Annotated in this window: 15 protein-coding genes and 1 riboswitch; of the genes, 8 read left to right on the top strand and 7 right to left on the bottom strand. The window is 36.4% G+C overall.

The window, feature by feature from the left end:
* Positions 1–260 precede the first annotated feature (260 nt).
* Positions 261–1064, bottom strand: a complete 804-nt coding sequence (locus LRP83_RS20955; RefSeq protein ID WP_230498771.1) for an ATP-grasp domain-containing protein — start codon at positions 1062–1064, stop codon at positions 261–263.
* Between the two features lie 319 nt (positions 1065–1383).
* Here LRP83_RS20955 and LRP83_RS20950 point away from each other — a divergent pair, with 319 nt between their 5' ends.
* The 4 genes from LRP83_RS20950 to LRP83_RS20935 all read left to right on the top strand — a co-directional run bounded on the left by LRP83_RS20950 (position 1384) and on the right by LRP83_RS20935 (position 4876).
* Positions 1384–1632 carry a hypothetical protein gene (locus tag LRP83_RS20950; protein WP_230498769.1) on the top strand — a complete coding sequence of 83 codons (249 nt, stop codon included), beginning with the start codon at positions 1384–1386 and terminating at the stop codon, positions 1630–1632.
* Between the two features lie 253 nt (positions 1633–1885).
* Positions 1886–2584: a hypothetical protein gene (locus LRP83_RS20945; protein ID WP_230498768.1), complete on the top strand. Its 699-nt coding sequence runs from the start codon at positions 1886–1888 to the stop codon at positions 2582–2584.
* A 440-nt stretch (positions 2585–3024) separates the two neighbouring features.
* Complete coding sequence (locus LRP83_RS20940) at positions 3025–4206, top strand: NupC/NupG family nucleoside CNT transporter (RefSeq protein ID WP_230498766.1); 1182 nt, start codon at positions 3025–3027, stop codon at positions 4204–4206.
* Between the two features lie 40 nt (positions 4207–4246).
* The gene (locus tag LRP83_RS20935) at positions 4247–4876 is read left to right on the top strand and encodes an AmiS/UreI family transporter (RefSeq protein WP_230498765.1); all 630 of its coding nucleotides are present in this window, start codon (positions 4247–4249) and stop codon (positions 4874–4876) included.
* A 27-nt stretch (positions 4877–4903) separates the two neighbouring features.
* Here LRP83_RS20935 and LRP83_RS20930 read toward each other — a convergent pair whose 3' ends face one another.
* Positions 4904–5062 (bottom strand): hypothetical protein, encoded by a 159-nt coding sequence (locus LRP83_RS20930; protein WP_230498763.1) that lies wholly within the window; start codon positions 5060–5062, stop codon positions 4904–4906.
* A 145-nt stretch (positions 5063–5207) separates the two neighbouring features.
* On the opposite strand from LRP83_RS20930, the gene LRP83_RS20925 reads away from it, so the two are divergent.
* Positions 5208–7661, top strand: a complete 2454-nt coding sequence (locus LRP83_RS20925; RefSeq protein ID WP_230498762.1) for a bifunctional diguanylate cyclase/phosphodiesterase — start codon at positions 5208–5210, stop codon at positions 7659–7661.
* 49 nt (positions 7662–7710) lie between these two features.
* Here the strand turns inward: LRP83_RS20925 and LRP83_RS20920 are convergent, their stop codons facing one another.
* On the bottom strand, positions 7711–8310 hold the full coding sequence (locus tag LRP83_RS20920) for a hypothetical protein (protein ID WP_230498760.1): 600 nt from the start codon (positions 8308–8310) through the stop codon (positions 7711–7713).
* A gap of 559 nt (positions 8311–8869) precedes the next feature.
* On the opposite strand from LRP83_RS20920, the gene LRP83_RS20915 reads away from it, so the two are divergent.
* Positions 8870–9826 carry a nuclease-related domain-containing protein gene (locus LRP83_RS20915; protein WP_230498758.1) on the top strand — a complete coding sequence of 319 codons (957 nt, stop codon included), beginning with the start codon at positions 8870–8872 and terminating at the stop codon, positions 9824–9826.
* Positions 9827–10177: 351 nt separating this feature from the next.
* On the opposite strand, the gene LRP83_RS20910 is transcribed toward LRP83_RS20915, so the two are convergent.
* Positions 10178–11389, bottom strand: coding sequence for a SpoIIE family protein phosphatase (locus tag LRP83_RS20910; protein ID WP_230498756.1), 1212 nt, complete (start codon positions 11387–11389; stop codon positions 10178–10180).
* A 361-nt stretch (positions 11390–11750) separates the two neighbouring features.
* Between LRP83_RS20910 and LRP83_RS20905 the strand changes: the two genes are divergently transcribed.
* Positions 11751–12662: a DMT family transporter gene (locus LRP83_RS20905; protein WP_230498754.1), complete on the top strand. Its 912-nt coding sequence runs from the start codon at positions 11751–11753 to the stop codon at positions 12660–12662.
* 266 nt (positions 12663–12928) lie between these two features.
* Complete coding sequence (locus LRP83_RS20900; protein ID WP_230498752.1) at positions 12929–14068, top strand: polysaccharide deacetylase family protein; 1140 nt, start codon at positions 12929–12931, stop codon at positions 14066–14068.
* A gap of 129 nt (positions 14069–14197) precedes the next feature.
* On the opposite strand, the gene LRP83_RS20895 is transcribed toward LRP83_RS20900, so the two are convergent.
* From LRP83_RS20895 to LRP83_RS20885, 3 genes are all read right to left on the bottom strand, one after another.
* Entirely contained in the window at positions 14198–15139 is a 942-nt protein-coding gene (locus LRP83_RS20895; RefSeq protein WP_230498750.1) for an aldo/keto reductase family protein, read from the bottom strand.
* Positions 15140–15381: 242 nt separating this feature from the next.
* Complete coding sequence (locus tag LRP83_RS20890) at positions 15382–15546, bottom strand: hypothetical protein (protein WP_230498748.1); 165 nt, start codon at positions 15544–15546, stop codon at positions 15382–15384.
* A 42-nt stretch (positions 15547–15588) separates the two neighbouring features.
* Positions 15589–15674: riboswitch (cyclic di-GMP riboswitch) on the bottom strand.
* 234 nt (positions 15675–15908) lie between these two features.
* The gene (locus LRP83_RS20885; RefSeq protein WP_230498746.1) at positions 15909–16106 is read right to left on the bottom strand and encodes a DUF2187 family protein; all 198 of its coding nucleotides are present in this window, start codon (positions 16104–16106) and stop codon (positions 15909–15911) included.
* Positions 16107–16145: the final 39 nt, after the last annotated feature.

Raw genomic sequence — 16145 nt, 5'->3', positions numbered from 1 at the left:
GAAAACACTTTTGGGTTATAGCTTTGAATAATATTTAATTTAATATCACTTGGATATTTTGACATACAAAAAACTGCACCTCCAACTGTTAGATAGTGTCTAACAATTGGGGTGCAGTTCAGAAAGTAGGCTTTTATTTTGTTTTTTTACTAAAAAGTTGTTTCCACCAACTTCATAGAAAACTAGAACTTGAAATGAATTTTCTAAAATGGAATCGTAGGCTTTTAGAAATGATTTTCGTGGTTCTTCGCGCGAAAAAATCAATCAAACGTATGATTGATTTGCAACTTGGAGGAATTTAACAAGTATTCCTTATAATCAAACATTCTCTCATACAGTTCTACACAACGATCAAACATTTCAGGCTGAGCTCTAATTAAGGAATACAGGTTTGGTTTTAGATTTACTTCTAGTACCTTTTTTTCGTTTTCTCCAATTAAAAAATCTACTGCTAAGTAGTCAAATCCTAATCTGAAGGCTGCCCTTTCGGCTAGTTCTTTCATTTTAGAAATTAACTCCTCTTTGATCTTATATGAGCTGTCTAAGTGTGGCCTTAGAACGTTGTCCGTGTTATTAGGCTTTAAGTAATAAAACTCAACTTGTTGGCGAAAAAGGACAAATCGCAATTCGCATCTATGTTCAAAAAAACTAGAAATACAATGGCGTTTCTCCTTTGGTGCGGAAAGGGAGTATGCCTCTAATTGTTCTAAAGAGTTAAGCGCTACTAACCCTTCACCTTTTTTACCATCAAGAGGTTTTACTACTACTTTTTCCTGTCCATTATTAGAAAATTGATGATATAAAGCTCTAAGGTTTTCTCTATCAAATAAATGAATTTCCCTAGTAATGACACATGGTATGTTTTCCTTTTCAAGGATTATGGAGGTATGTACTTTATTTTTCGATATAGTTGGACTTTGGTGATTAATCGATATGTTCGAAACTCCTTCTGAATAAAAGAATAGGTCTCCTTTAGAGTATCTGGTTAGAAAATCTCCCTCTTCGATAATTTTTTCCACGTCCCACCCACGATTTGTGGCGGCTTGATTGATAAATGACTGCATAGGATCATTCCTTTTTTGTAAAAATATTTCTGCTCCTATTTTACTTCATGTTAGTGGGATATATCTTCTTTTATTAAATTAACACTCTTGAATTGTGTGTCGAAAGTTGATAATTATCGGGGAATGGTTGATAAAAAGAGGGAAAGGGTCGATAAGCAGGGGGGGGCGGTTGATAAAGTTGAAATAACGGTTGATAAAACTCTTGAGGAGCTAAATCACGGTTGATTGTTCGAAAAATTGTCAAAATTAGTGGCCACTTTCAACAGGGATTTTACTGGAAATATGGAAATTCTACTTATCTCAAGTAGGAGGAATCTAATTGATTAAAAAACCACGCCAAATTCCATTAAAAGTGCCATTTTGTGAAGCGTTAATACCACGACTTGACGCCCATCACCCTAAACTACCCATTATTAAAAATGAACATGGAACGTATTACTCAGGTTATATTGGTGAAAAGAATCTCGATTACCATTTAAGCACTCTCCTCCGAAAAAGTGACACGTCTACCTCTCGAATCGACACTCTAATTTTCACCATGAATTATTCCTTCATTTTTTATCAATAGGATATCAACCAAACTGTGATTTTATCAACCCTTTCTGCCCATTTATCAACCGTTTCACCCAAATTATCAACTTTCGACAAACAATTCCGCTTGCCCCCTCTTGAGTAACTGCAAAATTGCTACCCTAATAACCGGACCTGCCCCTAATGAAAGTGATTTGCTAAAAACCACCATGTTTTCCCACTAACTAACATGAAAAATAATTCCAAAAAAGGGTAAGATAATTAGCGATAACCTTGAGAGGTGGGATTTTATGTCTTTAGAATGGTTTGACAGAGTGGTTGGGGAACTGCAGGATAGCTTAGAGTCAATTTGTGATAAGTACGATCAAACTGGTCAAATGACTACTGAACGAGGTGCAAAGCACCCAAGAATTGAATTTTACACGGAAATTCAAGATGACTCTGAGAGAGAATACTTTTGCAGTCTCTTTTTTGACCCAAGCAACGAAGAGTTCTATGTTGAAACGGTTGACCCAGAATTCGGACATCTCAGCAAGATGATTTTACCTGATATTGAGGATATTGTTGAAGTAGTTCATGATAGCTTCCATGACTACATGAATGGCGATATGACTGAAGTTTCATATGCGGATGATTATACAGATTCTGCTGTAGTCTATGTGGAGGATGAGGACGATGGCAATATCGTTTATTTGGACAGTGATGCAGAGGAAGATGATGTCATCTACGAGGATATTGATGTGGAATGGGAAACGCCTGAAGTAACCGCTTATTTTGAGGAAAATGAAGTGGAAATCACGTATCAATTCGGAATTATTCCTGAAACTGGTGACGGGGTCTTGAAGAGGACCAATCGAATTTGGACAGATGAAGATGAGATTTTGAAGGATGAGACGAACTTTATTTTCAGTAAGGAAGAAGCTGGGACTATTATCGCGATGATTGCTAGTCATATGGATAAGATGAGTAGTATGGATGAATATCAATAATTATATGATATCAAAATTAATGAATGAAACCAAAGCGGCTCAATTATGGGCGGCTTTTTTGTTTTTTTTCGTCATTCGCCCTTTCGAAAATTACATAGAAGAACAACAATAACGACCTCTTTTTAGATACCCCATCAATATTCAATTTATCACGTAGAAAGAACAATATCTCTTTCTTTACTTTACAAAATTTCAGAAAACTTCTCAAAAAGTCGTCATTTTGTTAGCGTTCTCAACAAACTAAGTGTGAATTTAAAAAATGGTAAATTTTTATTTCGAATTTTGTTCAAAAGTGTTTTAACATTTGTTCATAATTTGTGTTATAGTTACTTTTGAAAGGTTGTTAACTAAAATGTAAGCCCTTAACAAAAACAAACAAGCACAGCCAGAAATTCCTTTAAGTCATCAAAGAAAAACTACAACAAAGTGGAGGAAATCTTATGAAATACATTATTGCCATCATTGGTCTATTAGTTGTTTTTGCGCTTGCCTTCGTAGCGAGCACTAATCGGAAAAAAATTAAAACGAAGCCGATTATTCTTATGGTTGTTATTCAAGTACTATTAGCCTTTTTATTACTTAATACAAAATTTGGACTAGTTTTAATTAAAGGGATTGCCGATGTTTTTGGCAAAATTCTCGAATATGCAGCAACGGGAATTTCGTTCGTTTTTGGAGGACTTGCGAATGAAGGGCAAATGCCATTTTTCCTAAATGTGTTACTTCCAATCGTGTTCATTTCCGTGTTAATTGGTATTTTTCAACACCTCAAAATTCTTCCTTTTATTATGAAAGCAATTGGTTTACTGTTGAGCAAAATCAATGGCATGGGGAAATTAGAGTCTTATAACGCTGTGGCATCTGCGATGGTGGGACAATCAGAAGTATTTATTACCGTTAAAAAACAGCTTGGCCAGTTGCCACCACATCGCTTATATACATTATGTGCTTCAGCGATGTCTACCGTATCAATGTCCATTGTTGGTGCGTATATGACGATGATTGAGCCAAGGTATGTGGTGACGGCACTTGTGATTAATTTATTTGGTGGATTTATTATTTCTTCCATTATTAATCCATATACAGTGGAAGAAAATGAAGATATTCTTGTTATACAGGACGAAGAAAAACAAACCTTTTTTGAAATGATCGGCGAATATATTCTGGACGGTTTTAAAGTAGCGATTATTGTTGGTGCGATGTTAATTGGTTTCGTTGCTTTAATGGCTGCTGTTAACAATGTGTTTGATTTAATTTTCGGTATTTCCTTCCAAGAAATACTTGGTTATATCTTTGCGCCAGTAGCATTTATTATGGGAGTTCCGATGGCTGAAGCGGTCCAAGCTGGTGGAATTATGGCTACGAAGCTTGTTACAAATGAGTTTGTTGCGATGATCGATTTAACAAAGGTTCAAGAGGAATTTAGCGCTCGTACATTAGGGATTATTTCCGTATTTCTAGTATCCTTTGCAAACTTCTCATCTATTGGTATCATTGCTGGTGCTGTAAAGGGCTTAAATGAAAAACAAGGGAACACAGTCGCGAAATTTGGTTTGAAACTTTTATATGGTGCAACTTTAGTTAGCGTTCTATCTGCCGTAATTGTTAGTGTTGTGTTATAAGAAAATGGCTTTTTGTTATTTTTGAGGAGGGACAAGTAATATGGGAAATATAGCTTTATTTCTATCCGGTTCCGTATTATTTTTAAATAGCTTATTGTTACTCGGCAAGGCAGAAGCGAAAAGTGTAGGTTACTTTAATCTATTTATCGGGATAATTCAAATGTTTCTTCCTTTTTGTATCATCCTTACTTCTGATCAAACGAATTTGGATTTCTATAATAGTGCTCCTATATTTTTATTTGGCTTAACCTATTTATTTTTTGGGATTACGGTATTAAAAAATCTCGAAGGTAATGGGCTTGGTTGGTTCTGTCTATGGGTGTCTATTGTTGCGGTTGTCTACTCGGTTACATCATTTGTTCAATTTCATGATGTTGTGAATGGTTTAACATGGGGAATGTGGGTATTATTATGGTTCCTATTCTTCTTATCCAATACGCTTAACAAGAAAATTGAACGTTATATTGGTTATGTTGCGCTTGTTCAATCTTGGGTAACGTTAACGATTCCAGCGTTGCTTTATTTTGTAGGGGTGTGGAGTAATCCAATTGTCGTTCAAATCTGGATCATCGTTTTAGCAGTGTCCATTATCTCTTTTGTTTTGATGCCATTTATATTAAATCATTCTCTAAAAAAAGAACTTTCCATTAGCTATCGGTCAGCTAGCTAGAAAATTAGTGGTGCAAGTGCAGTCTAACTAGTTCATTTTTAGAGAAAAAAACCAATCCAGAGCACCCGAGCTCTGGATTTTACTTTTATCAACGATTTCTGTTATTATTTCGACTGTTTTCCCCGATATATCAACCATTTCTAGAAACTTATCAACTGTTTTTACTGAATTATCTACATTCGACAAACAATTTGTCAAAATAATTTAAAAAGTTCTGGTTTCCTTCCGAACAAAAGTGTATATTATCAAAATAGGAATAAATTCCTAGTCATTTAGTACTAGTCGAAATGTCACTTGTAGTCATAATCTAAATTCAAAAGCGGAGGTTTTTATGAGTTCACATGCTTCTCTACATTTTACACATCAAGAGCAATTTATCCACCTATTTACTAAATTATCTGATAGTATCATAGTCGTGGATCATGTAGGGAACATCATGTATCTGAATCCTACTGCCGAAAGAATTTTTAATGTAAAATATGAAAAACAAATGGGTCAGTCAATCTATAAGCTTATGCCTCATTACCAAATAGACAAGAGCAATGATAGTGCTGCAATCTCAGTTATTGGTATAAGGGGAAATAAGGAACCATTTCCGTTGAGATTTCATACGCACTCTCTTTCGTTTGGTCAAGGTTCATTTGATATTATAATTGCTCAAGATCTCGATGAAAATAAAAAAGGCATTGAAAAAATTAGTCATTTAAATAAAGAGCTTACCGACATTAAATTGGCTTTAGATGCTTCTGCAATCATTGCGATTACGGATCATCAAGGAACCATTATGTCCATCAATGATAAATTTTGCGAGTTATCTAAGTACAATGAGGAAGAGCTTATTGGCCAAAATCATCGAATCCTCAACTCTGGTCATCATTCCAAAGGTTTTTTTCGAGATATGTGGAAAACGATTGGATCTGGCCAAATTTGGAAGGGTGAAATTCAAAATAAAGCTAAGGATGGCAGTTTGTATTGGGTTGATACGACCATTGTTCCTTTTTTGAATGATAAAGGAAATCCATACCAATATATAAGTATTCGGACGGATATTACGCAAAGAGTCAAAATGGAAATGGAATTACAGGAAGCGATGAAGAATGAGCTACGATCGACCCAAAGAGAACTTCAAGAAAACCAACAACATTATCAGTCTCTTTTTGAACATAGTCAGGATGCTGTAATCACCTACGATCCGAGTAATAATATCATCGATATGAATCCTAAGGCTGTAGAATTATTTGGATCTTTAAGCTCAAAGTTGCCTGATAACTCGACTGAAGCGATGATTATAAAAGAATATCAAGATATCAGGAATGATTGTTTTGAAAAAGCGCTTCAGGGTAACCCACAAAATTTTGATATCGTTATGCTAAATAAAAGCGGAAGGAATTTATTTCTAAATATTACCTTTCTACCGATTATCGTTGATAAACAAATTATAGGTGTTTATTCTATAGGAAAAGATATTACAGAACAAAAGATGATTCAGGAGACAAATGCCTATTTAGCTCATCATGACGAATTAACAAAGCTTCCTAACAGAAGATGGATGGAACAAAAGCTACATGAATCGTTAATTCATGCTAGGAGTCAGAAGCAAAAGCTAGCCGTTCTTTTTTTTGATTTGGATCGCTTTAAAAATATTAATGATACACTTGGACATTCGATTGGTGACCGACTACTCGAACAACTTTCATCTCGTCTGCTAGCAAGTATTAATATGGAAAAACAATTTGTAGCGCGTATGGGTGGAGATGAATTTATGATTCTTTGTCCTGTCATAGCAGATTCTGAGGAAGCGATTGAAACGGCTAAAGGTCTATTGGAAAATTTAACTACTCCTATTCATATTGATGACTTTGAGCTTGTAGTATCGGCTAGTATTGGAATAAGTATTTTTCCTAAAGACGGTACAAATGTTGATGATTTAATGAGGAATGCAGATATTGCTTTGTACCGATCAAAGGATCAAGGTCGAAATATGTATCAGGTCTATTCTCCATCTATGAAAGTTAGAAGTTCTCAATCGTTTTACTTAGAAAGAGATTTACGTAAAGCAATTATGAACAATGAGTTTATTGCTCATTTTCAACCACGAGTGAATTCTTCAACAGGTAAAATTGTCAGTGCTGAAGCGCTCATTCGTTGGAATCATCCAAAGTTGGGATTGGTCTCACCAGGCGAGTTTATTCCGCTTGCAGAAGAAACTGGTTTAATTATTCCTATAGGAAAATGGATGAAAAAAAGAGTGTGTGAACAATTAGTAGCTTGGCAGGAGGCAGGAATACGTCTAGTACCGATAAGCGTCAATATTAGCTCTCAACGTTTTTTAGAAAAAAGCTTTTCAAATCAAGTCCGTGAGCTATTAGATTATTATCAAATCGAAGGAAAATGGCTAGAATTCGAGATCACGGAAAATTCTTTAATGAGGAATGAGGAGTATATTATTCAAACCTTAAATGAATTAAAGGACTTGGGAATCAAAATTTATATTGATGATTTTGGTACAGGCTATTCCTCTTTTAATTATTTAAAATCGTTTAGGTTGAATGGGATTAAAATTGATCGCTCCTTTATTCGGAATATTTCAGGTGAATCTGAAAATGCACCGATTACCACAGCGATGATCAAAATGGCTCAGCATCTCAAATTAGAAGTGGTTGCAGAAGGTGTAGAAACCGTGGAAGAACTATTATTTCTACAAGAACAAAATTGTCATCAGATACAAGGGTTTCTTTTTGGAAAACCATGTTCGATTGATGAATTTGAACATAAATTCTTTTAATAGCAAGAATCAAGAAAAGGACAGATTTTATACATCTGTCCTTTAATGGTTATTCCTCATATAAATCTTGGTGATTGCTTGTGATTTTTATTCGGTGTTGTTCGAGCATTTGATAGGTTTTTATTTTTATTTGATGTTCTCTAAAAGCGGCCGTCAGATTGATTTCCGTGTTATCTTCCGTAATCATGAGATATTCATTCAGCCTACTGACACCATTATCCAGCACCCAAACCTCTTTCAATTCCTTCATCGTCTCCCAACGATAATCGGTTTCCTCTAGGGACTTTAACTCATTAACATGAATTCCTTCATCATCTAAGTAGTAATAGGTTGAAACCCCTAATGCAAAAAACGGGATACTACAAACCAATAGGAGCCCTGTCAACCAGCCAATCCATTTCCGTTCGGATTTTGATTTAAGAATAAGGTGGATGGTTAGAGCAATCGGAATCAAAAGCATTCCAATGAAAAAAGAAATATAGGCGGTAGAAGGAGCGATGAAAACCCAATGTGACTTTGAATGATAAAGTAGATCCTGTAACCAAAAAATAAAAACAAATGGCATGAAAAGAGAGCTGAGAAATAAAATAACGATGATTCCATATAACCGCTGAGTCCATTTGTCTGAGTCAATGTTAAGTGCTGGCATAGAACTCCCCCTTTAGAAGTAATTACCTACAATACGAATTAAACCTAAGATAGTTTCGGAAAGTATAGAAATATTTGTAAATTTTAAAAAGGGAATTGTTTAAGTTTGTAGTAGAACTCCTACTCTATCGAAAAATACGATTGCAAACAAAGCATACTGAGACTTTTTCAACTTCATTTCTATGAATATTGCCTCTAGCTTCAAATTAAGTTGGGTTTTCAATCAATGAGAGCCAACAAAGACACGCTATACAATAAATAAAGGGTAAATGTAGCAGCTTGCTAGATTTCATCGCCTAAACTAGTGGTTTAATCGCCAAAAAGAACTGTTTAATCGCCTAAACGAGTGTCTTAATCGCAAAAAAAGCCATTTATTCGCCAAACAACCTAATCTCAAAAAATAAAGGCAGATAACTTCTTTTAGAGGAACCAATAGAATCGTCAACCTCCTTCCATACTGATTGTTTGTTCATGAAATCGACACGATTGTATAGCAGGAATATTTTATTAAAATGGGGAATTCGTTAGATGCATGATTAAAATAGAAAGGAGTTGTTGTTTTGTTACTGAAAGGCAGAAGTTATCCGATTATACTTTTAGTACTAGATGCATTGCTAAGGCGGTTGCCAAAAAATCACCCAAAACTACCCATACTTCAAGGGGACTATAACAAAAGAATGGCAGGATATTGGGGAGAGAAGAGGTTGGATGAATTTTTAGACGGTGTTCCCAATTTTCCATTTTATATTTTGCGTGATTTGTCTTTGAATGTAAGAGGTGTACTTTTTCAAATTGATACCCTTATCCTAACCCCATTTTTCGTCCTAATCTTAGAGTCAAAGAATATTGCAGGAAACCTACTTTTTGATACCTCCTTTAACCAACTGATTCGGACTAGTGATAGCAAAGAGGAAGCATTTGATGACCCGATCTTGCAGAGCCAAAATCAAAGACGAAACCTAATCAACTGGTTTAAAGACCAAAAAATACCCCTTTTTCCCATCGAAACCCTAGTTGTCATGAGTAACTCATCCGCCGTTGTTAAATCAACCTCTGGTAATGAAATCCTATCGAAAAAAGTCATCCCAGTTAAAAAAGTTCTATTCCGAATAGAGCAGCTTACTGATCTATATCAAAAAGAACTCTTTTCATATAAAGAACTTAGAAAGATAGCCAAGCAATTAATAAAAAATCATCAACCTAAAAAGATTGATGTGTTAAAAAAGTATAAGATCGAACAGGCTGAAATCATCCCAGGTGTTCAATGTCCAAATTGCAGTGTCATGCCAATGATATATAAAAGAGGTAAATGGCTTTGTACTACTTGTGAGACTGAATCAAAAGATGCCCATCTTAAAGCAGTAGATGATTTCCTACTTTTAGTGAATAATACGATTACAAACAAGGCATTCCGCGATTTTCTTCTACTTCCTTCAATGAATATTGCCTCCAAACTACTAATTAAGATGGGTTTTCAATCAAGTGGGGGCAAAAAGTCCCGAGAATACTATAAATAAAAAGGAAATATAGCAGGTTGCTAGGTTTAATCGCCTAAACTAGCGATTTAATCGCCTAATACCCCGATTTCATCGTCTAAACCTGCCATTTCATCGCCTAAGACAATGTCAGCAGAACCACGTCTACAAAAAAGAAGCTAGCTTTTCGATAACAGGCTAGCTTCTTTTCACTCACAACACATTAAATATCTGGCAATCGGATATGCAACAACCCTTGCACTAACGGAATCGCCTGGTCCTAACATGAATCCATCGGTCAACCTAATCCCGTTATCATCGGGGGGATTTTAAATAAAAGCTTCTTTTGCTTCTCTAAATCTTAAGAACCAGTTCATTACCTCGTAAAATAATTCACTTCAAATTCACCAAAATAAAGCACTGATCATCATTTTTATGATAAATGTTCTCTTCATGAAGGAGTGACTCTATGATTCTCTCTTTAATATTGTATAAATCTGCCGACGGATTTTCTGCTAATAAGGAATATAAATGGTTGGACCCTAGGGGGTCTGCCACACCATCTGTATAAAGAAGAAGTCTTCCTCCTTTGGTGTATGTAAAGGTTTTTGTTTTATATTGGATTCCTTCAAAGGTTCCAAGTGGAGGGGCCGTTGCGAAGAGTTCCATTTGCTCCCCGTTACAATCTTGCCATAAGGCAGGCGGATGACCTGCATTGATATATTCAATTTCATGCTTTTGGGTATTAACTAATAGATAGATAGCAGTACAGTAATGGTGGGCTTCCTCATTTTGCAAAAATAAAGTATGAAGATGATTATCTAGTTCCTTCATGATAATATTCGCATGCACCCCTCTAGAAATTAATCGATGGAATAGGGAATGAAGTGACATCGTTATTAATGCAGAAGAAAGGCCATGCCCCATCACATCAAGTAGGATAATTCCATATTGGTGCTGGTCAATTTGGTAAAACCCGTATATATCCCCAGACAGATTTTTACATGCCTTATAATACGCCTCAATCTCAAGGTGTTCATTTGAAATCGGGTCAGAAAGAAGCGTTTCTTGAATTTTTCTAGCTAGCTCTAATTCGTTTTCCGTTTCGATTTTGAATTTTTGATTTTGTTCGTTTAGTTGAAGGAGTAGATCTCGCTTCATTTTTAACCTTTTAAGGGCAATTTTTAACTCCTCATTCACTTTATTCATCGCGAGTAGGGCAGATTCTGCGTCTTTTTTTGCCATAAGAAGTTCGTTTTCATATTCACTTCTTTGGGGTATAGGTATTAAAGCGCACTCGAACAGAGTCCTATTATTGCGATTTGTTTTGACAGCGTTAATGAGAAAGGGTATTTCCTCTCCATTTTTAGCCTCTAATGTAATATACATTTCCTCGACAAGCCCTTTTGCATGCATGAGCGGAAAAAAATACAGTTGGTAAAATATTCGGGCGGGAACAGATAGGATTAAATTAAAATTTTGCCCAATCAGTTGGTCGACATTATGATCAAGCGCCTTCAGTAAAGTTTGATTGATTGATAAAATATTGCCTTGTTCTGACATTGTTAGATATCCACAAGGTGCATGATTTAATTGTTCGTCCATCCTCATTGTCCTCCTAGAAGATACTCTGACCCATTTTCATCATGAAACCCCTTCCTCATATAAACATAAACATACACCTTAAATATATATGATAAAACTTTGGAAAGTGGATATTTATTATTATTTTCCTTATAAATAGGTTGAATTACCTAGAAATTTTTATTTATATACATAGCACAGAGGAAGGTGGTATCTTTTCCATTGTGTGGATTAGAGAGTATGAACCCAGCGGTATTCCAAATTTAATCAAACGTTTGTTTCGCGTTTTATTTTTATATTTCGCAATACGAAATACCGTGATATAATAAGTACTGTTTTAAAGTTGTCATCAAGGCATCATAGAAAGGCGGTGGTTTTCATCATGTTTGCTCGTCCTAATAAAGCATTAATCAGCTTGTTTTTAGTATCGGTATTATGGGGATTTAACTATCCCGTTAGTGCTTATTTGTTAGAAGGATTCTCCCCTGTCTTTTTATCAACGGTTCGGATTTGTTTTACCTCCCTTTTTCTAATCAGTGTGGCAATCATTCATAAAGGGATGAGAAAGCCGACGTTATCGGAGTGGAAGCTTCTTGTTGGCGCAGGAATCTTTGGAACACTAATTAACCAAACCTTCTATTTTACTGGCCTCCATCATACGACACCCGCCAATGCGTCCCTAATTATTGCGATGACACCCATTGCAACCATTTTATTGGAACGAATTTTTTATAAAGAAAGGCTTACGGTTAAAAAATCAACAGGTGCTGCTATCAGTTTAGTTGGTGTTTTTTCAATTATCGGAGTTGCTAACGGCTCGTTTGGCGTTTCATTTGGGGATTTGAATATAGTCGTTGCGATGCTCTGTTTATCTATTAGTCTATTATATATTCGAAGATTAGCAAAAACGATGAATGCGTATGTGATTACGATTTACGCTACTGTGTTAGGTAGCGTACTGATGATCCCAGCCGCAGGTGTCGAAAAACTCGTCTCCGGCACGATCATTAGTGATTCTCTTATTATGTGGCTGTTATTGATTGCTGCTGGTATCGTTGCCCAAGGGATTGCAGGTTTTTGGTGGAATAAAGGAGTGGCAGAGGTTGGGGCTGGGACAGCGTCGATGTTTATGAATATCCAGCCGTTTGCAGCGATTCTCGCCTCACACTTTATTTTGGGTGACCCCATCTTACTTAATCAAATCATTGGTGGAGTACTAGTGTTACTTGGCGTATTTATTGCGAATATGCCAGCGAAGCAAACAATCGTTGTTGAACAAAGTAAAAGCGTATAGTAGTATAGATCCTCATCTTGATTAGGTGGGGATTTTTCTATTATTGCTAGCGTTAATCGCCTAAAACTCCGATTTAATCGCGTAAAATGGTAGTTTAATCGCCTAAAACCCGATATAATCGCCTAAATCCTCAGTTTAATCGCCTAGCCCAATTCGCACGAAAATTTTAGCCAAATTAAGAACCTCCACAAATCTAGTAATTTTCATCATAATTGTTTTCCTCTCTTAATAGAAATAGTAGAAAGAGTTTTGGAAGGGGAGAACGAATGATGAAAAACGCTTTGGTTTATTTTTTTCTGCTAGTAATATTTTTGGTAATTGATAGTCAAGAAGTTAGTGCCGTTTCGGCTGTCAAGTATATTCCAGTTGCTATTAATGATCAGATCATTCATTTCCCTGATGCCATACCTGTTGTGCAGGACCAAACGACCTATGTACCGGTTCGCTTTTTTAGCGATTTCATTCCGGCGACTTTATCTGTTATCAAACCTGGGGTTATTTCACTTAAATCCAAGGGGAAATCACTGATCTTGTATACGAGTCAAAACGAAATTCATTTTAGTAATGGTCAAAAAATGAAAATAAAGCTGTTTGTTCAAGATGGACGTACATATGCACCAATTAGAAGTTTAAGTGAGTATTTTGGTTTTCAGGTTCATTATCTTTCAGAGGGACCCATCGTTCGATTAGTGAATACAGAAACGATTACCGAGCGACAACTTTTTTTAGAAATGAATGAATCGAAAATTATCTCATTCTATCAAAAGGCCAATCAAGATCAGCGTCCGAAGGTGTATTTAACCTTTGATGATGGCCCAAATCCAGGGATAAAGGATATTCTTGATATTTTAAAAAATAAAAAAGCAAAAGCTACCTTTTTCATGATAGAGCCACAAATGCGAAGCTATCCAAATGATGTGAGACGACTTGTTGCAGAAGGACACTATCCAGCGTTACACAGTGTTTCTCACAATAAACAACAATTGTACGGTGGAAAACCGTATGCAGTCGCAACTGAAATGTTAAAAACGAGGAAAACGTTGTACGACCTTACGGGAGTCAAATCGATGCTAACAAGAGTCCCTTATGGAAGTAAGCCGTACATGGTGAAAAGCTTTCGCGATGAATTAGCTCGTTATCAATTCAAGATGTGGGACTGGGATATTGATACATTAGATTGGGAAAATCAGTCCAACCCACAACAAATTTATACCAATATGAAGGCGGGATTTCAGCAGGAGAGGAATGGAAATAAGTCGATTGTGATCCTGTTTCATATAAACAAGGGGACAGTGGAGGCATTGCCTGAAATTATTGATTATATTTATGCACAAGGTTTTCAATGTGCTGCGTATGATCCTTCTGAGCATTTTGTGGTTAACTTTTGGGGTGATGCTAGGCTGTAGGCAACGTTAGTGCATGACGGGATTTAAGGATTATGGAAAAAATAGCATAGGGTGCATAAGGTAGAAGGATTGTGCCTTTATTGGAAAATGAAAAGAGTACCTTTAGTGATCCAAAGGTACTCTACAAGACTACGAGTTTAATACTTCCTCAATTTTCTCCAATGCATCGGTAGACAGTTTCACGCCAGATGCTTGAATGGTTTCAGCAAGCTGCTCTGGGCGACTTGCCCCCACTATGGCACTGGATACATTAGACTGGCGCAAAATCCAAGCAAGTGCAAGTTGGCTCAGCGTCAGATTTTCTTCAGCTGCTACTAATTTAAGCTGCTCTACTCTATCAAGATTTTCATCTGTCAGTTGAGAGATACTCATATTTTTCTGTGCTGCTCGTGTTCCTTCTTGCGCTTGTTCGCCTTTTTTGTACTTCCCAGTTAACACCCCTTGTGCCAATGGAGAGAAGACAACTTGGCCAATGCCATGTTTTTCGCTGACAGGGATGATTTCATTTTCAATCTTTCTATGGAGCATACTGTAATTAGGTTGATTTACGACAATTCGATCTAGAAGCTTTTTATCGGCTATATGTACAGCCTCGGTTAATTGTTCAGCGGTCCACTCACTAACTCCTAAGTAAAGAACTTTTCCTTGTCTCACCAAATCATCTAACGCACGTAAAGTTTCTTCAAGTGGTGTTTCTTGATGGAATCGGTGGCAATAATACAGGTCGATATAGTCCATACCAAGTCGCTTAAGACTTGCATCACATTGCTCAATAATATGTTTGCGTGATAAACCATTATCATTTGGTCCGTCACCCATTTTCCCAAAAACCTTTGTTGCCAATACATACGAGCTTCTTGAGTACTTGCTCAATGCCTTACCAACGACCTTTTCTGCCTCACCGCGAATGTACACATTGGCCGTATCAAAGAAATTAATGCCGGCTTCATAGGCTAAATCGATAGACGATACCGCATTTTGTTCCTCGACATAACCACCATAAGTAAGCCAGCTTCCAAGACTGATCTCACTAACCTTCAAACCAGAACCACCTAAACGTCGATATTGCATTTCATAATCCTCCTTTAGGAATAGCCTTAATATTCAAACTATACTACAAATACATAAAAGGGTCGAATGTTTTAGTGCAGTAAAGGGGTGGGGGACTGTCCCCCACTCCTTTAAAGCACTAAAGAAAAAACATAACCTTTGGTGGACGAGCATTCGGTTTTTTACGAACAAATGTCGATGTTCCTACAATAAAAAAACTCCCCCTTCCAATTGGAAAGGAGAGTTTAGCTACAAGTGCAGCCTTACATTCGTACTAAAAGTGATATAGCCTTCTGTTCGTGAAAAGCGGCTTTTTGCTGTAGTTTTACTTTTAGTTCTGAGGAAAGGCAATCCTTCTTCAACATTTCGTTATAACGATACCTTAGTAAATGCCATGAGTACTTCATTTTTAAGCCAATCTTAATCACATAAATCCCTCCAATTGATTTTCATAAACCGTAGGGTCCGTATTCGGGAGCTGGCTGGCTTTGCATGTTCTGCTTTAGCCCCTATAGCTTTGCGTCATCATTTTTCAATGACTTTGCCGTTTTCGTACGATTTATGTATTTACACTAGGATTATATGAAAATCCTACCAACAATTAAAAGGGTATTTATACCTAATCTGAGGCTGAAAATGTCGATTTTTGTAAATTCAAAAGGGGAATTATGCAAAACGAGGGTAATAATGTAACGCGTTAAAGGAGTGGGGGACAGTCCCCGACTCCTTTAACGCACAAAAGAAGAAGACCTCTCGACGTTGTGAGGGGTCTTCTTTTTATATTGCTTTTCTACAAAACTACGATTCTATATTGTTCATGCGGGACGTTTGTTAGTGGTATTTCTTCCATTATACGTGCAGCATCTGGATTGCTTATTTCTACTTCGACATGTTCTTCGTTTACCTTTTTCACAATCCCAATAAGCGATATGTCCTTTCTTGAGAATAGGACTTTATCTCCTTCTTTTGCTCGTTGGATTACTGACAAATTCATCGATCTCCCTTTGAGATAAGATATGTGATTCGT

Origin of the sequence: Pseudoneobacillus rhizosphaerae (genome assembly GCF_917563885.1) — a bacterium.
GTDB classification, from domain to species: domain Bacteria; phylum Bacillota; class Bacilli; order Bacillales; family Cytobacillaceae; genus Pseudoneobacillus; species Pseudoneobacillus rhizosphaerae.
This window is presented reverse-complemented; position numbering and strand designations above follow the sequence as displayed.